Annotated in this window: 21 protein-coding genes; 11 read left to right on the top strand and 10 right to left on the bottom strand. The window is 44.2% G+C overall.

Going from position 1 to position 21,645, the window contains the following annotated elements; genetic code table 11:
• The first annotated feature begins 33 nt into the window (after positions 1-33).
• From LQZ07_RS09045 to LQZ07_RS09035, 3 genes are all read left to right on the top strand, one after another.
• Positions 34-861 carry a MurR/RpiR family transcriptional regulator gene (locus LQZ07_RS09045; RefSeq protein ID WP_152779476.1) on the top strand — a complete coding sequence of 276 codons (828 nt, stop codon included), beginning with the start codon at positions 34-36 and terminating at the stop codon, positions 859-861.
• Between the two features lie 126 nt (positions 862-987).
• Entirely contained in the window at positions 988-1,995 is a 1,008-nt protein-coding gene (alc, locus tag LQZ07_RS09040; RefSeq protein WP_152779478.1) for an allantoicase, read from the top strand.
• A 9-nt stretch (positions 1,996-2,004) separates the two neighbouring features.
• Positions 2,005-2,496: an ureidoglycolate lyase gene (locus tag LQZ07_RS09035; protein WP_152779480.1), complete on the top strand. Its 492-nt coding sequence runs from the start codon at positions 2,005-2,007 to the stop codon at positions 2,494-2,496.
• On the opposite strand, the gene LQZ07_RS09030 is transcribed toward LQZ07_RS09035, so the two are convergent.
• Positions 2,488-3,372 carry a LysR family transcriptional regulator gene (locus tag LQZ07_RS09030; protein ID WP_152779481.1) on the bottom strand — a complete coding sequence of 295 codons (885 nt, stop codon included), beginning with the start codon at positions 3,370-3,372 and terminating at the stop codon, positions 2,488-2,490. The two genes, LQZ07_RS09035 and LQZ07_RS09030, sit on opposite strands and share 9 nt — an antisense overlap.
• Before the next feature lie 106 nt (positions 3,373-3,478).
• Between LQZ07_RS09030 and LQZ07_RS09025 the strand changes: the two genes are divergently transcribed.
• On the top strand, positions 3,479-4,093 hold the full coding sequence (locus LQZ07_RS09025) for a bifunctional 2-polyprenyl-6-hydroxyphenol methylase/3-demethylubiquinol 3-O-methyltransferase UbiG (protein ID WP_152779483.1): 615 nt from the start codon (positions 3,479-3,481) through the stop codon (positions 4,091-4,093).
• Here the strand turns inward: LQZ07_RS09025 and LQZ07_RS09020 are convergent.
• Entirely contained in the window at positions 4,090-4,632 is a 543-nt protein-coding gene (locus LQZ07_RS09020) for an NUDIX hydrolase (protein ID WP_152779485.1), read from the bottom strand. The two genes, LQZ07_RS09025 and LQZ07_RS09020, sit on opposite strands and share 4 nt — an antisense overlap.
• A 279-nt stretch (positions 4,633-4,911) precedes the next feature.
• Between LQZ07_RS09020 and LQZ07_RS09015 the strand changes: the two genes are divergently transcribed.
• Together LQZ07_RS09015 and LQZ07_RS09010 are read left to right on the top strand one after the other, a co-directional pair.
• A complete protein-coding gene (locus LQZ07_RS09015) occupies positions 4,912-6,150 on the top strand; it encodes a nidogen-like domain-containing protein (protein ID WP_249483610.1) in 1,239 nt (412 codons plus the stop codon).
• A gap of 56 nt (positions 6,151-6,206) precedes the next feature.
• Positions 6,207-6,665 (top strand): invasion associated locus B family protein, encoded by a 459-nt coding sequence (locus LQZ07_RS09010; RefSeq protein ID WP_152779487.1) that lies wholly within the window; start codon positions 6,207-6,209, stop codon positions 6,663-6,665.
• Positions 6,666-6,763: 98 nt separating this feature from the next.
• Here the strand turns inward: LQZ07_RS09010 and LQZ07_RS09005 are convergent, their stop codons facing one another.
• Both LQZ07_RS09005 and LQZ07_RS09000 read right to left on the bottom strand, forming a co-directional pair.
• Entirely contained in the window at positions 6,764-7,852 is a 1,089-nt protein-coding gene (locus LQZ07_RS09005; RefSeq protein ID WP_152779489.1) for an alkene reductase, read from the bottom strand.
• Between the two features lie 50 nt (positions 7,853-7,902).
• The gene (locus LQZ07_RS09000) at positions 7,903-8,574 is read right to left on the bottom strand and encodes a glutathione S-transferase family protein (RefSeq protein WP_152779491.1); all 672 of its coding nucleotides are present in this window, start codon (positions 8,572-8,574) and stop codon (positions 7,903-7,905) included.
• A 157-nt stretch (positions 8,575-8,731) separates the two neighbouring features.
• Between LQZ07_RS09000 and LQZ07_RS08995 the strand changes: the two genes are divergently transcribed.
• On the top strand, positions 8,732-9,100 hold the full coding sequence (locus LQZ07_RS08995) for a helix-turn-helix domain-containing protein (RefSeq protein WP_152779493.1): 369 nt from the start codon (positions 8,732-8,734) through the stop codon (positions 9,098-9,100).
• 1 nt (position 9,101) lies between these two features.
• On the opposite strand, the gene LQZ07_RS08990 is transcribed toward LQZ07_RS08995, so the two are convergent.
• Positions 9,102-10,469 carry a PLP-dependent aminotransferase family protein gene (locus tag LQZ07_RS08990; RefSeq protein ID WP_152779495.1) on the bottom strand — a complete coding sequence of 456 codons (1,368 nt, stop codon included), beginning with the start codon at positions 10,467-10,469 and terminating at the stop codon, positions 9,102-9,104.
• Between the two features lie 166 nt (positions 10,470-10,635).
• On the opposite strand from LQZ07_RS08990, the gene LQZ07_RS08985 reads away from it, so the two are divergent.
• From LQZ07_RS08985 to LQZ07_RS08975, 3 genes are all read left to right on the top strand, one after another.
• Positions 10,636-11,325, top strand: coding sequence for a hypothetical protein (locus LQZ07_RS08985; RefSeq protein ID WP_152779497.1), 690 nt, complete (start codon positions 10,636-10,638; stop codon positions 11,323-11,325).
• A 199-nt stretch (positions 11,326-11,524) separates the two neighbouring features.
• Positions 11,525-12,412 (top strand): NAD(P)-dependent oxidoreductase, encoded by an 888-nt coding sequence (locus tag LQZ07_RS08980; RefSeq protein WP_152779499.1) that lies wholly within the window; start codon positions 11,525-11,527, stop codon positions 12,410-12,412.
• A gap of 461 nt (positions 12,413-12,873) precedes the next feature.
• Positions 12,874-13,251, top strand: a complete 378-nt coding sequence (locus tag LQZ07_RS08975) for a hypothetical protein (RefSeq protein WP_016402760.1) — start codon at positions 12,874-12,876, stop codon at positions 13,249-13,251.
• 78 nt (positions 13,252-13,329) lie between these two features.
• Here the strand turns inward: LQZ07_RS08975 and LQZ07_RS08970 are convergent, their stop codons facing one another.
• The 3 genes from LQZ07_RS08970 to LQZ07_RS08960 form a co-directional block, all read right to left on the bottom strand.
• Complete coding sequence (locus LQZ07_RS08970) at positions 13,330-13,992, bottom strand: cation transporter (RefSeq protein ID WP_152779501.1); 663 nt, start codon at positions 13,990-13,992, stop codon at positions 13,330-13,332.
• Between the two features lie 149 nt (positions 13,993-14,141).
• Positions 14,142-14,360: a DUF6500 family protein gene (locus LQZ07_RS08965; RefSeq protein WP_152779503.1), complete on the bottom strand. Its 219-nt coding sequence runs from the start codon at positions 14,358-14,360 to the stop codon at positions 14,142-14,144.
• An 8-nt stretch (positions 14,361-14,368) separates the two neighbouring features.
• Positions 14,369-15,244: a WYL domain-containing protein gene (locus tag LQZ07_RS08960; RefSeq protein WP_194164049.1), complete on the bottom strand. Its 876-nt coding sequence runs from the start codon at positions 15,242-15,244 to the stop codon at positions 14,369-14,371.
• A 394-nt stretch (positions 15,245-15,638) separates the two neighbouring features.
• On the opposite strand from LQZ07_RS08960, the gene LQZ07_RS08955 reads away from it, so the two are divergent.
• Positions 15,639-17,018, top strand: a complete 1,380-nt coding sequence (locus tag LQZ07_RS08955) for a glycosyl hydrolase family 8 (RefSeq protein ID WP_040307403.1) — start codon at positions 15,639-15,641, stop codon at positions 17,016-17,018.
• An 87-nt stretch (positions 17,019-17,105) separates the two neighbouring features.
• Here LQZ07_RS08955 and LQZ07_RS08950 read toward each other — a convergent pair whose 3' ends face one another.
• Entirely contained in the window at positions 17,106-18,116 is a 1,011-nt protein-coding gene (locus LQZ07_RS08950; protein ID WP_152779507.1) for an MBL fold metallo-hydrolase, read from the bottom strand.
• Positions 18,117-18,404: 288 nt separating this feature from the next.
• Positions 18,405-21,605 (bottom strand): diguanylate cyclase, encoded by a 3,201-nt coding sequence (locus LQZ07_RS08945; protein ID WP_152779509.1) that lies wholly within the window; start codon positions 21,603-21,605, stop codon positions 18,405-18,407.
• Positions 21,606-21,645: the final 40 nt, after the last annotated feature.

Here is a 21,645-nt window from a genome sequence, read left to right as displayed (position 1 = left end):
GCAATAATGAAATTAAAAGGACCTTAAGTAATCATGACAAAATCGGCCTGTGCATTTAACCAACGTATTGTTGAACACTATCCGCAGCTTTCGGCCAAAGCACGGGTAGTTGCAGATTACTTGCAGCATCATCCCGATAAAGTATTGATTCAATCAACCGCCGAAATTGCTAGCGCTTGCCAAGTCTCCAAAGCCAGTGTGAGCCGTTTTTTCCGTCAACTGGGTTACCAAGATCATCAACAAGTCTGTGACGAGCTTCGCCAAGAGCGCGAATGGGGACAACCACTGTTAACCAGTGAAGCGAGCGATACTAGTGAACACAGCGATTTAGCCGCCATTAGCCAGGTATTTAAGCAGCTAGAACAGATTGATTGCGATGCTTTAGTGAAGCAAATTAGCCAAGCCAAACGGATAACCATTATTGGCTATCGCAACAGCTATCCACTGGCTTTGCACTTTCGCCAGCAATTGATGCAGTGTCGCAAACAAGTGTATTTGCTGCCGGTTCCGGGTCAAAGCATTGGTGAAGAGCTCGCGCAACTGGGCGATAAAGACTTAGTGATAGTGATAGGTATCCGCCGCAGACCCAAATTGTTTACGGCACTTATAGAGCAGTTACAAAACCTTAATTGCCTGTTAATTACCGACCAAAGTGGCCAGTGCTATCGCACTCAAGTGAGCCAATTATTGGTCTGCCCGATGAGCAATCACTCTGCCTTAGACAGCTATGCCGCACCGATGAGCTTGCTCGCCCATTTAAGCAACAAGGTCTACGATTACTTAGCGCATTCAGCTCAAACCCATAGCAACCAAGTCAGCAATAATTATCAATTACTTGATGAGCTAGAAGCTCACCACTAAACATTTACCTCACTGTTACTTTAAGAACCCAACAAGGGAAATAACTAAGCAGCAGTGAAACAATTGAACCAAACAAGTAGACGATGAGCCAATTAGCGCATTCTCTCAACAAATTTAAGGATAACTATGAGCCAAGCCATAACTGCCCCAGCCGCCGCCGATGCGCCAGCCTTTAGCCAACAGTGTGTGAACTTAGCCGACAACCGTTTAGGCAGCCAAATCATCGCAGTAAGTGACGATTTTTTTGCCAAAGCCGAACGCATGCTTAACCACTTGCCCGCTCTGTTTTACCCAGACAAATATGATGATAACGGTAAATGGATGGACGGGTGGGAAAGCCGCCGCCGTCGTGATGCAGGCCACGACTGGTGCATCGTAAAACTAGGGGTTGCAGGTAAGGTTAAAGGACTACAACTAGACACTAGCTTTTTTACCGGTAATTTTGCCCCAGCGGCCAGTGTTGAAGCTTGCTACTGTGAGCAAGATACACCACCAAGTGATACCCAATGGCACAGTATTCTCTCTGCCAGTGCTTTAAGTGCCGATAACCACCACTTTTTTGCAGTAGACACTGAGCAGCCGATTAGTCATCTAAAAATTAATATTTTCCCCGATGGTGGCATTGCCCGTTTACGGGTATTTGGCCATCCCATCCCACAACATTCAAATGAGCAAAGCATTGATCTAGTTGCCCTTAAAAATGGTGGCAGAGTCATTGGATACAATGATGCGCATTACGGTACGCCCAGTAATCTGCTTGCGCCAGGCAAAGGCGTTAATATGGGCGATGGCTGGGAAACCCGCCGCCGCCGAGAGCCGGGTAACGATTGGTGCATTATTGCTTTAGGCCAAGCTGGCGAGGTTGATAAAATTGAAGTGGCCACCACTCACTTTAAAGGTAACTTCCCCGACAAACTGTCGATACAGGCAGCCAATATTCAAGATCCTAACGATTTAAGCTTGATCAGCCAAAGTATGTTTTGGCAAGAGTTATTGCCTGCTAAGTCACTTAGCGCCGACAATGACCATCACTTTAACGAGCTAAACTCGCTTGGCACCATCACGCATATTCGAGTGAATATTTATCCCGATGGCGGCATCAGTCGCCTGCGCTTATGGGGTAAATCAGCTTAAGGAATGGCAATGAAAAAACTCAGCTTACAGCCGCTTACTCAAGCAGCCTTTGCGCCCTTTGGTGATGTGGTGGCCTGCGACAGAGTCTCGCCTTTTGCAATCAATGGTGGAACCACCAGTCGCTTCCACGACTTGGCCGAATTACAAGCCAGTGGCAGCCAAGCCAAGCTGATTGTCTCGATATTTCGCGGTCAAGCCTTTCAGCTGCCACTAGCTATAGATATGCTGGAACACCATCCTTATGGCAGCCAGCTATTTATGCCCTTGTCCCAACGCCCCTACGTGGTAGTGGTGGCAAAACCTGGTGAGCTAGATGAAGATAGCATTTGCGCCTTTTGGGCACAGCCTGACCAAGGCGTTAACTACCACAGCGGGGTATGGCATCACCCCTTAATTAGCTTGCAGCAAACTAGCGACTTTTTGGTGATTGACCGAAGCGGCGAAGAAGCCAATTGTGTAGAACAGCAACTAAGTGAAAGTATACAGTTACAACTAGCTTAGCTGCTCGGCCAAAAAGTCATACACCATACGCAGTCGTCGGCTGGTATTTAGCTCTCGATGAACCACCAGCCAAGATTGTGTAGGGATTGCAGCTAGAGAAGGAAAAGCGCGCTCGACCAAGGGCTCGCTGTCGCCTACTTGTTCTAACATAAAGCCAATGCCAACGCCCTGTTTCACCAGCTCCCACTGGACTAAATGGTTGCTCACTACCGCCGGAAAGTTACTTTGTTTAAGCGAGAAACCTAACTTCGCCAGCTCATTGATCAACTCATCGTTTTTATCAAATGCGAGAAATTTTGCATCGGCAAGACTTTGAATAGTGCGTGGTTGTGGCCACTTAGCTAAGTAGCTTTTAGCCGCATATAAATGCACATCAATATCCGCTACGCGGCGGGCAATTAACTCCAATTCGGTAGGTTGATATGCCCGAATGGCAATATCTGCTTCTCGGCGTAACAGGTCGCTAGAATCATTGCTGGCAATAATCTCTACCCGCACACCTGGGGCGTGTAACCGTAGCTTCTCAACAATACTCGGCAGAACAAAAGCTGCCACGGCCTCCGAAGCCGAAATGCATACATCACCTTCAATCGCTTCTGCCCTACCAGAAGCAGATAAAGACAAGTTGTTCGCCGCTTGGCCCATGGCTTGAACATGTGCCAATAACTCTACGCCACTGGCAGTAAGGCTTAGCCTGCCTCCTACTCGCTCGAACAAGGAAACCCCTAGCTCTTGCTCTAAGGCCGCCACTTGGCGACTTAAAGTAGGCTGAGTCATGGCTAATGCTCGTGCAGCTGCAGATAAAGAGCCCTCTTCAGCGGTGACCAAAAAAGCCCGAGCCCTATTCCAATCAAAATTTATAGAACGCCTATCCATACAAATACGTATACCTAAGATGCATTATTGATTATTGCTACCTGTTTTAAGCATGATTACTATTCACTCAATCAGCGCTAAACGCAACTCATTAGGGAAAATGTTGATGGATACTCGCAATAAGTTTTGGGACAAACATGCTAGCTCTTACGCTAAGCGCGCTATTTCAGATATTCCCAGCTATGAGAAAAAACTAGCACTTAGCCGCGAGTACTTTTCTAAAGATGCTACGGCCATTGAAGTGGGCTGTGGTACCGGCTCAACCGCATTACTACATGCCCCTTATCTAAAACACATTCTCGCCACCGATATCTCAGCCGCAATGTTAGATATTGCAGAGCGAAAACGCCAAGAACAGCAAATAGAAAATCTAAGTTTTCAGCAAGCAACGGTCGAAGAGCTAGTGGTAGATGAACCGGTAGACATTGTCTTTGCACTTAACCTAATTCACCTACTGGAAGACAAAGAAACCGTTATAGCGACCATAAAGAGTTGGCTAAAACCAGGTGGAGTACTAATCAGTAGCACCCCTTGTTTAGGCGACAGAATGAAATTTTTTAAGCTAATTGGCCCAATTGGTAAAGCACTAGGCCTGATGCCTTTAGTAAGAGTGTTTACCGAGCAAGAACTGCTGAATAGCTTTCAACAGCAAGGCTTTAGCATCGACACCAAGTGGCGACCAGAGAAAGCTCTATCAGTATTTTTGGTGGCGCGAACTTAAACTGCCTGTTTAAGTGGCGAGTTGATCAAACATTCCGCCACCACTTTTTGCAGTAAAAAAGTCTCGCGCTCAACCGACATACCCGCTTTCGGGTTGCTGGCAATAGTCTCTAGGTTATGGGCGATAGCGCTATGAATATTCAACCAGACGGGCTTCATTCCATTGTTGATTTCGTAGTCTTCTAAGGCATTTTCGGCAAGTTCATCATCAATTTTGCACAAGTAGCAATAGGACAGCATATGCATGTAATCAGCATCATCTTTATACCAGGGGCGATATTCTTCATAGCAGCCAAAGGGCTGAATATCGCGCACATTTTGTGCACCAGTTTCTTCACTCAGCTCCCGCTTTAAACCTTCAATCAGGTTTTCGCCTTGGTCAACACCGCCGCCAGGCAAGGTGTAATCATGATAACGCTCGGTATACATTAACAAAATCTCCTCCCCCTTCAGCACAATAGCTCTTGCAGCAAGTCGCTCTAAAACCTTTCCATCAAGGGAACTAAGATCAGGGTGAACAGTAGACTTTAATAAACGCATAGCACCAAACGGTAGAAAATTGGCTGGCGAATTTAGCAACAAAGCGGGTTACAAGCAACTGATACCTTACCGAGGTTTATCAAGCATTGTATTTATAAACTTTTATGTCGATAAACTTTACAACTCCTACTATAGAGGTCCAACCAATCGAGCATAAGCTTATGAATTACAAAGACTAGTTTGGATAGGCTTGATTTTTGCAATTAGTCGTTCCGAAAATATTATTATAAAACATTAGCTTAACTAAACATCTTTGTACCACTTTAAAGGAATATATTTGTGCAAAAGACATCTTTGGCGTTATTTACAACAGCCAGCCTACTACTAGGCTCCTTTGCAGCTCAAGCCACTATGTTAAGTGGATTTGGCGGCGATGCCGGTTATGGCGAACTGGCGATGGACAGAAACGATGATGGTTCTTCTAATCAACTAGACCTACCGTTCGAAATCAATTATTTCGGTAACAGCTATGATCAGTTTTTCATAAACAATAACGGCAACATTACTTTTGAAAGTTCGTTATCTGGTTATACCCCAATCTCGTTCCCTATCGCTGAACAGCCAATAATCGCGCCATTTTGGGCAGATGTAGATACTGGTTGTGACAGCTGTGGTGAAGTATACGTTGGTAGTCCTAGTGACGGTGTAGTTGCAGTGACTTGGAACAACGTTGGCTACTACGACGAGAATAGCGACAAATCAAACAGCTTTCAGGCTGTACTGATTGACCGCTCTGACACTGGCGCAGGCAACTTTGACGTAGAGTTCCGTTACGACAAGCTAGAGTGGACCACCGGTGACGCGTCTGACGGTGAAAATGGCTTAGGCGGCACACCTGCTCAAGCTGGCTATGACGCAGGAGACGGCGAAAACTTTTTTGCATTGCCGGGCTCATTCAGTGAAGACATTTTAGACTTAGTATCTAGCTCAAATACTGGCGAAGACGGTGTTTGGCGCTTTGCGATACGCGAAGGCGCATTACCTGGCGCTACGCCAGAGAACCCAATTATGCCAGTAGTTGTAGATGGCGGTTGGTCATTCGATTTCAATGTAAATGCTAATGAACAAGTGTTTATTGATCCAGACGTTGCCGTGGGTTACGACTACATCGTTGACCAAGGTCCAAACATCCGTACAGTTACCTTACCGATTGGTTTTGATGACGATATGTTCTTTATTTGGCTTTGGAATGGTGTTGAATGGGAGCAAGTTGCTAATGTTGCAGCAGGAACCGCCTATGACTTTGGTATTGATGGCGTTGACCGTTTCCGCGTTACTGGTATCGATATTAGTAACGAAGTAGATCCAACAGACACCACTGCTTTTGTTACAGGGCTAACCTTTACCGAAGACGGCAATGTGACAATGCGCCAACTGCCAATCGTAGAGTTTGTTCCTGGGCCGGGTGCTTCAGTACCAGAGCCTAGCACTTGGTTATTGGTGTTAGTCGCAGTAGTATTGTTGCTAGGCTCTCGCAAGCGCAGCAAATCTGCGCCATCAACTCTATTGCCAGCATAAGATTGATGTTCTAAACAAGGGAGCATATAGCTCCCTTTTTTTGTTATGGAAAACTGATGAAATATCTAATCTTAATTCTGTGCTCTGCTTTAATATCTTTTTCTAGCTATGCTGAAGACTTTGAAGCTTGGACAGTAAAATGCCCTGTAGGAAAACCTTGTGTTATTACCCAAATGGTGATGAAGCAGCAAGGAGATGCAGCGGATGTAATCGCAGGCATAAGCTATTTTGATCACAGTGAACAACCTATTCTAAAAATTAGAATTAGTGCCAAAGCAGACCCCAAAAAGGGAATTGGTTTAAAAATAGATGAACAAAAACCTTTACATCTGCCCATTACAAACTGCGATAAAAAGCTGTGTGAAGTAAATGTTGTAGCGGATAAAAAACTAATAGAAGATTTACAAAGTAGCCAAGTAATGTCGGTGGCTTACATTGTTAAAAGCAGCCAACAACAAACTGCATTTCCAGTGATTCTTAATGGTTTTCAACAAGCCTATCGCTCGATTCAATAACACAAAAAAAGGCCTCGCACGCGAGGCCAAACACCACAGGGAATTGTGGACTTGCACAAACATTTCTTGCTTCAGCTTTTTCGCAAAGAAATGAAAACTTAAGAGCTTACACTCATTAGAAAGGGGTAATCGGTATAACCTTTCGCTCCACCACCATATAAAGTGTCTTGGTCTAACTCATTCAACTCGGCACCTTGTTTAAAGCGCTCGGGTAAATCAGGGTTGGCAATGAACGGAGAACCAAACGAGACGAGGTCGGCGCGATCTTCTGCAATGGCTTGTTCTGCACTGTTAGCGCTATAACCACCATTTGCCATGTATGCGCCCTCGAAGCGGCTGCGCAACTGAGTGAAGTCGAAACCTTCGCTGCTTGCTCCAGCAAAATTCTCTACTACGTGGAGGTAAGCAAGCTTCATGGGGCTAAGCTGCTCAACCAAGTAGTTGAACAAAGCTTGAGGATTGCTATCAGACATCGAGTTAAAGGTGCCGGTTGGCGAGATTCTAATCCCCACTCTACCCGCTCCCCATACCTCGGTCACTGCTTGGGTAACTTCCAAGCTTAAGCGCGCTCGATTTTCTATTGAACCACCATAGATGTCGTCACGCTGGTTGGTTCCGTCTTTGAGAAACTGATCCAGTAAATAGCCATTGGCAGCATGAATTTCTACCCCATCAAATCCGGCCTTTTTAGCGTTAATAGCGCCTTGTCTAAACTGCTCAACTATTGACGCTATTTCTTCTGTTTCAAGCGCTCGTGGCGTTTCAAAATCTAAAAATCCCTGTTCAGTAAAGGCTTGTCCTTCTGCGGCTATCGCCGACGGCGCAACCGGCAATTCACCATTTTTTTGAATAACCGAATGAGAAATACGGCCAACATGCCAAAGTTGCAGCACAATTTTTCCGCCCTTGGCGTGCACAGCGTCAGTAATTATTTTCCAACCGGCAATTTGTTGCTCGCTATGAATACCTGGCGTAAAAGCATAACCCTTAGCCTGAGGTGACACTTGCGTAGCTTCACTAATAATAAGAGCAGCACTCGCTCGCTGTGAATAGTATTCCACATTAAGCTCATGAGGGTAGTCGCCCGGTTGGGCAGAACGAGAACGCGTAAGCGGCGCCATAACAACACGATGTTTCAGTTCTATATCGCCCAGTTTGATTGGTGTAAACAGTTGGCTTAGAGACATATCTTTATCCTTTAAGATCATTAAAAGTAATAAACAAACGTTTTAGCGAGCTACTTAGTAAGCCAACTCTCGGCATTACCTAAGTAATCGGCAAACAGTGAGTTAAAGTTCTCAACTACCGAGCCCGATACTTCCGGCAAGGCTAGCAAGCGTTGCCCTAGCGCCTTTAGCTTGGGAAAGTTTGCAAGTAAGTCGCGCTCAAACAAGCTTTCTATCGCCGCAAAACGGGTAAACAATGGCGCTAATGCGGTGTCGATTAAGGCTAAGTCTTCGCCATTAAAAAAGCCCTTATCACTGGTTAAAGCTTCTAGACGCGAGAGCTTGTCGTTTAGCCCAGCTTCTGCTTGAGCAAAGTCATCCTGATTTTTGGCTAATGAGGTTTGATACTGCGCCATTAATACTTGGCTTGAAAACTCTATCCATGCGCGATCTTTGGCTTTTTGTAGAGGGTCACTTGGCATTAAAGAACCTTCGGTAATTTCATCCAAGAATTCGTTTATCACCGCAGACTCGAACAAGACATCCTCGCCGTACTTAAGCACCGGCACTTTGCCTAAAGGAGATAGCGCCAAAAACCAGTCTGGTTTGTTGGCCAAATCAATATACTTAATCTCAAATTCGATACCTTTGTGTAATAAAGTAATCACCGAGCGTTGCACAAAGGGGCAAAGCTTGAAACTTATCAGTTCAATGGTTTGATTCGGCTTATAAATGGCTGACATCGAGTGATTCCTTGTATAAATTAACAAATATGCGCTTGGCCAATCGATATAACTTTTGTATCCAAACGAAACATAGTATCTTTTGGTAACTATAAGAACGCTTTTAGCGAACTACAAGTACGCACTAATTAGATATTTAGTTTCCTCGAGGTGCCTAATGTTGGATTCAGCGGCTTCTAGCCCAGAAAAAAATTGTGAAGTTTCTTTGACAGAGCAAAAGCATGAATGCCCTGTTTCGACCGCCATTGAAGTAATTGGTGGTAAATGGAAGGTGATTATCTTGTATCAACTACGTGGTAAAACGCTGCGTTTTGGTGAACTCAAACGAGAGATCCCCAAAATCACTCAAAAAACCTTAACCCAACAACTGCGTGATTTAGAAAAAGATAAGCTGATAGAACGCAAAGTATTTGCCGAAGTGCCACCAAGGGTTGAGTACACCCCAACCGCTTTAGCCGAGCAATTAAACCCAGCTTTAGATTTGCTCTGTGGCTGGGGGAAAGCCTATCAAAAAGCCCACGAGTAACTTAAGTACGTCGCAGCAGAACATCGCGAATTAAGCCCAGCGCATGTTTTAGATCAGATAAACTTTGCGTTGCCATTAAGCTTATACGCACCGCTGGTCGTTGTTCTCCTTCAACACTAAAATGTTGCTCACCGCTCAGATGAATATGATGGCTGAGCATCACCTCTAAAAAGGCTTGGCTTGTCCAGCCATGTGGCAAATATAGCCACAGATGGTAGGCGCTATGCTCAGCCTGATACTGATTAACAAACTCTAGTTCTCTGAGTATATTTTTTGCCAAATTCTGTCGCGCCAAGGCTTGACGCTTCTGCCATTGGGTTATTTTGGCTACAGCTCCACTGCTAATTAACTGACAAGCTAGCTGCATAAGTAAGGGCGAAGGCAACCAAACCGTTGTTCTTACCAAGTTAATATAATCGTCACTACTACTTTTAGGCACCACTAATAACCCCAAACGTAAGCTCGGCGATATACACTTAGACAAACTCGTTAGATAAATGCTTTGCTGCGGGGCAAAATGAAAAAAGGGTTTAATTTCTTCTGCAGCCAAAAAGCCATAAATATCGTCATCTATCACTTGAATAGCGCAGCGTTTAACCACCTTAGCCAGTTGCTCACGCCGCTGATTCGGCATTACCGTTCCTGTTGGGTTTTGACACGAAGCCACCAGCATTAACGCCCGTATAGTTTGTTTCTCATGCAGCCGTTCTAAAGAGTTAGGCACTAAACCCTGCTCATCAAGCGCCACTGGCACAGGTATTCTGCCAGTTTGGCGGAGCACCGAGAGGATCCCCGGATAACACAAGCTTTCTACTGCAACCCTATCCCCTACTTGAGTACAGGCCAATACTGCAACCAATAAAGCATGCTGGGCATCATGGCAGGCAATCACTTGGCTCTGTTCACAATCAATGCCTTGAGCTTGCAGCCATTGATGCAGAATCGCCAACTGCTCTGGGTTACCTGCATCCGCTTCATAGTCGCAATAGGCACTTAAGTCGGCATTGGCAAGCGCGCTTAACTGAGCACTTATAGGCTTAAGTAAGGGGCCATTTAACGGTGTAACCAAGGAAAGGTTGAACTCATTTTGAGTACGCCCTTTAATGCCAGCACTAAGATTTACGTTAAAAGAAACGAAAGTACCCTTGCCAACCCCAGAGCTTAGCAGCGCTTTGCTTTCTAATTCTTGGTAAGCCTGTCGCACCGTTACCGCACTGCTGCCAATTTCACTGGCGAGAGTTCGATGCGCTGGTAATTTATCTTGATAGGCTAGCTGCCCCTTTAAGATGGCATTCTCGATGCACCGAGCAATTTCAAGATATAGAGGTCGAGCTTTTGGATTAAAACCTAGCAGTAATGTATCTAGCAAACCTACGCTCACTCCCTTATTTACAATTAGCAGGATAAAGCTATCTGCATGATATTTCGTGAATAACTACTGTTCAAAAGATTCTGCCATAGAGCCGCACTATTTATTGCTACCCAGCAGACGATTAGTAACTACAATTAGCTCTATTACCTCAAAAGGAGGCTCTATGTGCAAAGAAAAGATACAGCTAGAGTTTCTTACAAACTATTTGCTTCAAGCCCGTGTTGATATTGTCAGTGACAAACTTGCGCTCACTCGAATCACCTATATTAAGATTGCTCTTTTTGGATTACTGCTTACCCAAGTATCAGAGCCAGCAGGAATGTTTGCGGTCATTTTCCTTCCCTTTGCTTTATACATTGTTGATAGCATTCATCTGAGCAAACTAAGACAAATATTTGTACGTTGGCAATACATTGTTGACCAGCTAATTCCCCAAATAAGTAAATTACAAACTACTCTAAAGCTAGACTCAGACTTAGTTTACTTAGAACAGAATATTGTCGCCAAGCAATCGCAATACTTTATTAGCGAAGCCTTTCAAAGAACCCTATTTCAAGTTCCAGCTCTGTTTAACTCTCTCATTTTTTTGCTGGCGTTTTGCCATCAAACCTTAGCAATGTCAGCGTCAGAAGCATACGATGTTGCTTATTACTGGTGTTTTCTCGTATTACTCTTTGCTGGTATGTTCTTTTTGCACAAGTGTTTTACTGGCCAAGATACCTGTATTTATCGATGGCGCTGGATAGTTCTAGGTAGTGGGTTAACGCTAGTGTTTATATCCTGGGACTCAATGATCACCAATCGTAATCTATTACTTGAACTTAGTATGCATCTGTTAAAGTTCAGCTCTTAATGGCTAACAACGAAAAAGACTTACGGTCTTTCGCTTATGAGCGCCTAAGAACCCAGATTGAACCAGCAAAATAAGTCAATTTTTAGGTAAAGCTTCAATTAACGCCCAAACAATTGCCAATGAACTAGTTCAATGCAACTATCGTTAATAATTCAGCACGGGTTGCTGCACTTAGTTCGACTTGTTAAGGACAACCGTTATGACATCATCTTCAATTACCGTTGCGTTTATAGGCTTAGGAACAATGGGCTTCCCTATGGCTGGTCACTTAAGCCAGCAAGGCTACCAAGTGGTGGTTTATAACCGCACCGATGCCACCGCTAAAAAATGGCTAGCCAAGTACCAAGGTAAACAAGCATTTACCCCAGCGGAAGCCGCTAGCCAAGCAGATGTTATTTTAAGCTGTGTAGGCAACGATCAAGATCTGCAGCAGGTTTATCTTGGTGAACAGGGCATTATTGGCGCTGCAAAACCAGGTAGCATTTTAGTTGACCATACCACTGCCTCGGCAGAAATTGCCAGTGAGCTAGATAGTGCAGCCAAAGCCCATCAACTTGAATTTCTTGATGCGCCGGTATCTGGTGGTGAGGCCGGCGCCATTAATGGCTGCCTAACAGTAATGGTAGGTGGAGAGCAGTCCACTTTAAGCAAAGTAGCAGCTGTTTTTGATTGCTATGCCAAAGCCGTTAATTTAATCGGGCCGGTAGGCTATGGCCAGCGCTGTAAAATGGTTAATCAACTTTGCATCACTGGAATCTTACAAGGTTTATCCGAGGCCTTAAAACTAGCAGAAGCCACTAAGCTAGATATAAACAAAGTAGTGGAAGTGCTGCAGCATGGCGCAGCAGGAAGCTGGCAACTGAGTAATCGAGCTAGCAGCATGACAGCCAATGAGTTTGACTTTGGCTTTGCCATTGATTGGATGAGAAAAGACTTAGCAATATGCTTTGATGAAGCCGACAAACTGGGCGTTGCCTTACCATTAGCCAAGCAAGTTGATAATGAATACGCCAAGTTACAACAACGTGGCTATTCTCTCGCCGATACTTCGGTACTGATCAAACAGTTCGATGATGAGCAGCGCTAGTTACATCTTTGCTGCTTATCATTAAGCAGCAAACTGCAGACAAAAAAAACCTAAGGCCAGTGGCCTTAGGTGGGAGTCACGCGAGAACGTGAATACTTAAAAACAATAGAAGTTCAAAAAAACGAAAAAGAGCGCGACAACTCATACCCGCAACAACACCAAAAAGTATGTTTGGTAGCTACCAGTATGCTTGCATCTGTCTTGCCTAGCGCAGCGGCTCAAACTGACAACTTTTTCGCTAGCACCGTCTAATATTAACCCATCTCAGGCAAAGCAAGCTCAATTGGCAAAACTTGACTGTAAGCTTTGATGTACAGTGATTTATGCTAGTACAAAAATAGCTAGACTCTCAGCTTTAGCTTGCGCCAATGCAGCAGCTAGACTAAGCTCGCGCTCAAACAGCTTGGCATAAAAATGTTGCCTAGCTGAATCCAATTACTATTTTCCACTAGGTACTTAAAATGACTGTTATCTCTGTTCCTGATTTAGCCAAACCACAAGTTAAAAGCCACCATAAAGCCCGCCACCTAAAAAAGATGGCGATTGGGCCTTTCGCACAAACCTGTGCCGAAATCCGTTTTGTAGCAGACATTGAAAAATTTGATGAAGTAGATGCTGAGCTAGCCAATACCCAACAACAGCAAGGCTGGGAGTTGTTTATCGCCTACTTTAACGAACAGTACCATGTAGCGATTAACTTTTTCACCGAGCAAGCAGAGTTAGATGCGGTGATCGAGCTGGCCAATGCCGCCATTGTTAAAGTACTAGGTGACGTTGAGTTGCAAGTTCTTGCCGGTGACGCAAACTACGGCGATTGGGATAGCTGCTACAGCAACTAAGCCAAACAAAAAAGGCGTAAATTTTTACTTTACGCCTTTTTGCTCTCGATTCGCCAAATATTAACAGCTCGCTTCCAGCTAATAACTAAATTCAAGCTTTCTAATACTGTTTAGCTGATTTAGCGCTCGTAAGGTCATTTTAAGCGGTACCCAAACGAAATATGCTGAGGCAATAATCACCATTGCCGGATCGGCGTAAACAGCAAATGCAGCATAGGCGCTTTTGCTTAATAGCATAGCCACCACAAAACCGACCAATACCGCCCCGCTTATCACACTGTCCATTAACCATTGTTTCGCTTCTGCATCCAGTAGCAAAGACTGTTTACTGGCTTTTGTTAGTATCAGGTAAGTCGCGACACAACCAACAACATTAAGCAGCCCGAACACCAAAGCTAAACCGGTATCCACATCGCGGCCCCCATTTACTATAGCCAAAACTGCAGATCCAAATGAAAACAAACACATAGCACTAATAGCTAAGCCTTTGAAGGCTACCACCGCAGGCTCTATCATTAATGCTTTATTGGGCTGCTCTTCAAATACAGGGTGTTTTCTAAGCGCTAGGGAGCCCAGCGAAACTAGCGTTAAAGCTAGGCTCACCAGTGAATAGGCACCATCAAATACAATCACTAAAGAACCGGCCCAAAAACCAAGGCTGATACCGAGTAAAGCGAACAAAAAGGAGGAAAAACTAGAAAAACTTAACAGCGTTTTTTCTGTTACAGCGGAGCGAAACATTTAACTACTTATGACGCCTTTTGGCACCACAACCTTCTATCAAACAATAAAAGTTCGCTATTGTAGTGGTTAAATAATCCACATTCAAGCCGAACTCTCCACTAGAAAAACAGCAGTAGAGAGCCGAAATACAAGCCTACAAGTGAGCGTTAATTCTCAGACTCAACTAAAGCTTTAATTTTATGCGCTTTTTCGAAATGATCGAGCTGATGAGTTTCAATCCACCACCTGGCAGCTTCCATTAGCAGCTCGGGATTATCATTTTTATTGGCAAAAAACGCATAGAAAGACAAACCTACATTACTGCCCTTAGCGTCAATTTTACTTTGGCAAATCTTAATAATATGACTGCGTAAGCTTGCTCTCATCGTTCTTGTTAATCCTCTGACTGCCAACCTGGCGCAATACTTAAGCCAGATACATTTGCCAATACCTTGCTGTCTTTTAAGGCTAATTGATATTCACCACCACTCAAACTGTGTTGTTTTGAACAATCAACATTCCATTGGCGTAACAAATACCCCGCCAGCGCGGCGCGTACTTCAAGTTTAAGTCCCCCTTCATGCATCGCATAATCAAGTTCAATAGCCTGTGGGTACTGCAAACTTGGATGAGCCACCAGCTCCAACTCCACAATGTGATTCCACTGTTTGTCATAATCACGAGCTTCTAGCGTAGCAATTGACTGATCGAGCACTTCGAGTTGGGTAAAGCGAGTACATACAAAATCTCTAAAGCTCCCACTTACTCTGTCAAAAGCTCTAACATGCCAACGGTGACCATTGTTCACTAAACTGTGAGGCACTATTTCTCGGCTGCTTTCGCCAGACGATATAGACAGGTAGCTGCATTTTAGCGGCACGCGGTGATGAATAGCGCGCATAATCGAGGCAATATAATCGGCCTTTGGGTGCACCAACCTCACCGCATCAAAGCAGGTATCGCTGGGCTCTAGAGGAAACGACAAGCCATCACCAAAGCCATGAGACAGCCCCGTTAAGATCGCTTCTGGATTATGAGAAAACAAAGGAGAGAATTTATCTCTGCGCAAATACCTGCGCGCCTTATGGTCTAAAAAAGCATTATTAGGTGCAAGTTGCTTATAACTGGCTAAATCACGAGTTGCAGCTGCAAGGCCGGTTTTAAATCGACTAATTAAGTCGGCACGACTCACTTCGCCAAAGTACTCTAGGCTAAAATCAATAAAAGCTAGTCGGCTTCTTTGTCCATGGTTCAGTTCGTTCAAATCCATTTTCACTTCGCTCTGTTCATCTTGAAAAACAAATACTAACAAGCAGTTCAGGTATAGGCAATCATTATGATTAGGTATAAAGATGGCTGTGATATAAACCGATTTTTAAGTAAAAAATCCCTTATAAGACGAAGCGAACAATTATTTTTTTTCACAAGCTAAGTAGCTATTTTTTAGCAAATAGCTTCCAGCCTCTCAAAAGCAGCAAACGCCATGAAATAAATCAATCCTTTTTTATCAACAACTTAACAAATTACTATCAACCAATGTCACACATCTAGATCACATTCACTAAGACCAAAGCGCATCCTGAACACTTTTTGATCAGCACAAAATATAAACTATGACTGTTAGCGCTAACAAAAATAATAATGATCAATTGTAAGGATGAACAATGACAGTTTTTTCAACTACGCGCCCCTTGCTCAGCTGTGCATTAATCAGTTCGGCATTAATGTTAAGTTGCGCCAGTTTTTCGGCCAGTGCGGCATTAACTAAACAGAATTTAGCGAACTCTGGATATTGGGGCGGTATTTTGCTCCCCAACAACACAGCCATTAACGCATCAGAGCTAAACACCATATATAACCGCTTTGTAGATAACTACATCGTTGATGCCGGTACCAATATGGCGCGTGTAAAGTGGGGTTCGGGCGGAGCACTACGCGATGGTAGCGGCAATGTAAGTAAAGATGCTTACGCAACGGCCTCTGAAGGAATGGGTTACGGTATGCTAGTTACCGCCTACGGTGACGACAAAACTCGTTTCGACAAACTGTTCCGATTTTATCGAAAAGCCTTGGATGATAACAATGCTGATTTAATGCCTTGGTTAGTTTGGGGTAATGCCTCTCCAGTAACCAACCAAATTTGTTATGGCATTGTTGGCCAAAACCAAACCTGTTTTGGTGCAGGTGGCGGTGGCCCAGCCACTGATGGTGATATTGATATCGCCATGGCACTGTTTGTTGCCGCTGATAAATGGGACAACCCAGATATTGATTATCGCGCAGAGGCGATTCACATAGTTAATGAGCTGCACGATAACTGGTTACATTGGTGCGCCGATGATGGCGGCACCTGGGTGGTAAAACCTTATCAAAAATCTAATTTCGACCCGTGTAAAGATGAAATCGATGCTTCTTATTCTATACCCGCATTTTTCCGCTACTTTGCTGAAGTGGCTTCGGTAGACAGCTCGGTAAAAAATGCCAATGACCGCTGGAATTCGGCCGCACGCGATCTTTACAGCAAGTTACTCGACAAACAAAAAGCAGGCCCAAATGGTGATAAAACCTTTGTTCCTGACTGGATGAAGTTAGATGGAAGCGCGGTAACTGGCAGAAGCACTAACTATGGCTCAGATGCCTCTCGCATTCCTTGGCGAGTAACCATGGACTATGCCTGGTATGGAACCAGTGAATCGCAAAACTGGACTCGTCGTTTAATCAACGACTTGGTAAACAACTCCAATAATGGCGACATTACCGATATTAAAGCAGATATTTCCCAATCGACCGGTGACTCCGCTGGTTATAACGGCCGTTCTTTCTCTGGAGGATTTGCAGTAGCGGCAATGCTCTATAACTGGTATCCAGACAATGCTAACAATTACACCGAGCATTGGGTTGATGAAACCTTAAATGGCAGCCTGCCTTGGAACATTGGCGCTAACGGTTATGAAAATGCCAATAACGATTACTACGGAATGGCCCTTTCGGCTCTATACGCACTAACTCTAACCGGAAACACCTATAAACCAGCACTAAATTAGGCTTAAGTTCTAGGGTTAATTTAGCGGTTTAACCCTAGGTTCTGTTGACCGTTCGCGGCTAAATGTTGTTCGAAAGATCAACAGCCGCTAGTCTAACACCAAGGTCTCGCCCATTTTCATTGTAATAAACGGTGCCGACGCGGCTTGTTTACTACTTAGGTCTTCTAACAACTCGGCGGGCTCCATTACCGGTTCTGCCGTAAGAGGATAAGTTCCCCAGTGCATGCCAATAGACAGCTTAGCCTTTACATCTTGATGTACTTTAATCGCTTCAGGCACATTAACGTGTTGATCTTTCATAAAACCACGTGGTGAATAGGCACCAATAGGAATAAATGCCAGATCGATTTCTTCCGCTCGCTCACCTATTTCTTTAAAGTCATAGGGGTTATAACCCGTATCTCCTGCAAACCAATAGCGCTTGCCTTTAAACTCAATTAACCAACTCGCCCAGTGGCTTTTATTGCGATCAAACAAGCCACGTGCCGACCAATGTTGGCTAGGCGTAGCAGTGATTAAGGCATCGCCTTTTTGCTGCGAGCCCCACCAAGGCAGTTCAGTAATATTGCTTGGTTTAATATCCATTTTTTCAAACCAAATACCCAAGCCTTCTGGCACAAAGTAATGAGTAGAATTACCAAAGTGCTTAATGGCTTTTTTATCCAAGTGATCATAGTGATTATGGGAAATCACTACAAAATCGACACTGGGTAGGTCTTCTGGTTTAAAGGTAAGTGGAACTAAGCGTTTTGGCCCGGCAAAACTCACAGGCGATACCCGTTCACTAAAAACCGGATCTGTAAGAAAGGTCAGCTCTGGTAGTTGTACTAAGAAACTAGAATGACCTAACCAAGTCACCTTTGTACCTGCGTGCTCATCTTTAAGTAGCTCTAGATCAACATCTTGGCGTGGTACGCGGTAAGCTTCGGCCGCTTGATCAGACCAACGAGTATCACCAAAAAATCGAACATAAAGAAACTTAAAAGGGTTTTTAGCGATCGGCTCAAGATGGTTATTTTGGTATTCTTTATCTGATGAACTACAGGCGATGACTAAGCCCACAGCGGCCAAAATCAACAGCTTTACAATTAACTTCACGCTTTACATCCCTTAAATCTTTTCCAAGAAAGTCCACTCTAGTGTCTAGTCACAAGCTTTGGCAAGTCGTTATACCAATCGTAGCAAGTAACTGTTCATTCTATCTGGTTAGAATACTCGATAATTGCGTTAAAATTTTTGATTGTAGAATAACTACTTATCGAAAAATCCTGCCTTATTCTCGAGTATTTTGCCTGCGTTATTTCTGATCACTTATTTGGTGTGAGTGATATTAGGCAATAAAAAAGCGCTGGGGTTTACCAGCGCTTTCTCGCAATACTGTTTTATTTAGTCCAGCTCAAACTCTTTGCTTAAACTCATAACACTCACCCGCCCTTTGCCTTCTGCTTTCGCGCGATATAGGGCTCGGTCAGCTTGTTTAAGTAACCAGTCCTCGTTTAAATCATTGTGCTCTACACCACCGCAATCGGTAATACCGATTGAGCAACTAAGATCGGGTAAGTTGTCCACCAACTCTGGTTTTTCTGCCCAAGCACGTAACTGCTCTTTAAAATAATTTTTCTTATGTAGGTTAGCCAACAAGCGCTCAGCAGTAAGCTTTGCTTGGTCATGTTTGGCACTGGGGAAAACCACGACAAACTCATCACCGCCCCAACGAGCAACAATATCGCCAGCGCGCATGGTGTCCACTAATAAAGCAGAGAAAGCCGAAAGCACTTTGTCACCAACATCATGACCGAGTAAGTCGTTTACAATTTTAAAGTTATCTAAATCGATATAGGCCAAGGAACAGTGATAAGTGCCAGCTTGTTGCTCAAACATCACCAGCTCTTGCTCTAAACGCGCTAACAGTGCTTGTCGATTTAGCAGCCCGGTAAGCGAGTCGGTGGTAGACATCTTAAGCAGGTTTTCTCGGTGCTTAAGCTGCTGCAACTGGCTACCTAACTGGCGACTAATTAAATTAAGTGTGTCTTGGTCTTGGCGGTCAAAATAACGATTACTGTTGAAGTTACAAAGGGTTAAGGCGCCATATAAATGTTCATCTACAAATATAGGTAAGCAGGCAACCGAGTTATAGGTGGCTCGTTTGCCATCTTCTCCTTTTGAGCTAAAGCTATTGTTTATCCAAGTACTCTGGTTATCTTTAACATGCGCTAGGTATTGATCAACTTGCTCTTTGCTTAGCAATTTACCTACATGCGCCCATTCTTCCCATTCGTCACTAGCTAAGTGGTGAACCATTCCCACTTGCACAGTGAAGTTACCACAAACCAGCTTTAAGCTTTCCACAGCTAAATCTACGGTGCTATCAAATCGCTCAGGCAACGATTGCATGCGGCTAATCAATTGCATTTCACGCAAGCGCTGCTGAACTTGGCGAAGCTGAGTGTCTTGTTTGGCACTGCGCACTAAATCATCAAGATTAAGGTGAATTGACGCAAGCTTATAGCTATCAATGTCTTTAGCGTAAAATACTTGACGCTTATCAATGATGCTTTTAATACTGTTAAAGATCTCGGTGAATCGCGGCAATATAAGCACTTCACACATGGCTAAGCTGTGGTTTAGCAAGCTATCACAGGCTTCCCATTTACCGCGGCGGCTATACACTTCTAATAACTCGGTGCTGCACTGCGGCAACAAGCGGCTGTCCATGTCGACCACTTCACCAAGTAAAGCTGGCGCTGCTTCAAATATCTCTTCAGCTTTATTTAAGCGACCATCTACTACCTCAAGCGCACCTTGCAACAAGGCTTTTAAAAATGCGCCGGTACCAGAGGGCTTAAAAGGCAAACCTTGCATACGCTCTAAACATTGCTGGGCGCGAGCACGCTCGCCGAGTTTAGAATGACAGAAACCCTTTAAGCTAAATACGTCATAGAGGTTTCTAAAGGGGAAGTGAGTCATTTGTCTAATTCGACAAATTCTTACTAACTGCTCCAGTACATCACAGGCTTGTTGGTAATCGCGGGTGCAAAAATATAACCAGGCAAAGTTATATAAGGTCACTACCAGCTCTGAGTAATCGCCAGTATGCCGAGCAATATCGTAAGCAGCCAAGTACTGCTCTTGGGCTTCTGGGTATTTCTCTAAGAGAGTATTAAAGTAGCCGGTGCCGTTATACATTCGTACCCGCTCACTGGCTTCACCAAGCTCTTCTCGAATACGCGAGCTAATACCAAAACAGCGGAAGGTGGCGTGGTAACGGCTGATATAAGAATAAATAATGCCCTTGCTATGGTAACTAGCTGCAATACCTTGTCGATGACCAATTCTGCGCGCAAGCTTCACCGCTTTTTGAGTAAAATCTAAAGCAATGCTTGAATCTAAATCTTCGTAAAAACGCAAATAGGTGTAATAGTTACGCAGGGCATAAAGCCGTGAGCAGTCCATGTTGTATTGCTGCAGCTCACTGTCTAAATGGGCAAATTCAGCCAATTTTAGCGGCGTAGACGATTTATCATGAGCATAAAAGTTTACGAATAAGGATTGCGCGACCAAATGACCATTAGTGGCTTGGCCAGCGAGCTCTAAGGCCGCTTCTGAGCATTGCATTGCTTCTTCAAAACTTTGCTGTTGCACCAAGGTAACGCTGAGCAAATTTAACAAGCGCACCTTGTCGTAAGTATTGTTTAAAGACTCTTGGAAAACTTGAAGAAGTTCTAATTCGGTTACCGCCGTATTTAATTCGCCTTGATACAACAGCGCTTCTGCCAAGAATAACTGTAGTCTTACTTTTAAACTGCTTTCTAAATCTGTGGTTTCTAGCATTAAGCGGGCGGCGACTTCGGCCTCTGGCCACGCCATAAATGCTATGTTTTCAGCAACTAACAACTCTGCACTTTTTACACAGTCTCGATATTGCCAATGTACTTTTAATGGTGATTGGCTAGTAGGTACGTTATGCAACAATGTCGTGTCATCTAGCCAATCTAAGAAACCTTCCCAGGCTTCATCGTCTTGGCGATTAGCCAGAGCATATTGGGTATCAACAGAAGTAAGCACTAAAACAGGAATACTAAGTTCACTAGACACCAAGGCTTGCAGCATTTTAATCGCCGAAGCAGAGGCAAAGTGCCAACCACTAACCACCACAATAGCGGGCTCTACAAATAACTTAGCAACTAAAGCAATAATCGCTTTTTCAATAGACTGTTGTTCGAAATAAAGATCATCAACCAACACCAGCTCACTGCGTTCAAAGCGTTCGCCTTTAAGCATTGCGCATAAATTTTGCTGCAGCGGTACAAAGTCGGTCACGCTGGCCGCAAGCTCTTCTGCACTTAAGTTGGATTGTTCAAAACGGCGAATAAGCAAGGCAAATAGCGAGCTATAGGGGGAGTAAGCACTCAAATTATTGAGGCTTATCATGTATAAAGGAGCGCCCTGTTGTTCTGCAAAATCAGAGGTGCAACGGGCCAAATTGTCGGGATCCGAGCTTTGAAAAAAACTAAAGCTGGTTGCTCCCCCTAAAGTACGCTGCCAATCAATCGACAAACGCTTCGCAAAACTGTCCATTTGGGGCATGGTTGAAATCGCCCTCCTAGGCTAAATTTACCGCTAATAT

It is taken from the genome of Agarivorans sp. B2Z047 (genome assembly GCF_023373605.1).
GTDB classification, from domain to species: domain Bacteria; phylum Pseudomonadota; class Gammaproteobacteria; order Enterobacterales; family Celerinatantimonadaceae; genus Agarivorans; species Agarivorans albus.
Note: the sequence above shows the minus strand (reverse complement) of the source record. Positions and strands in the feature narration are given on the sequence as shown.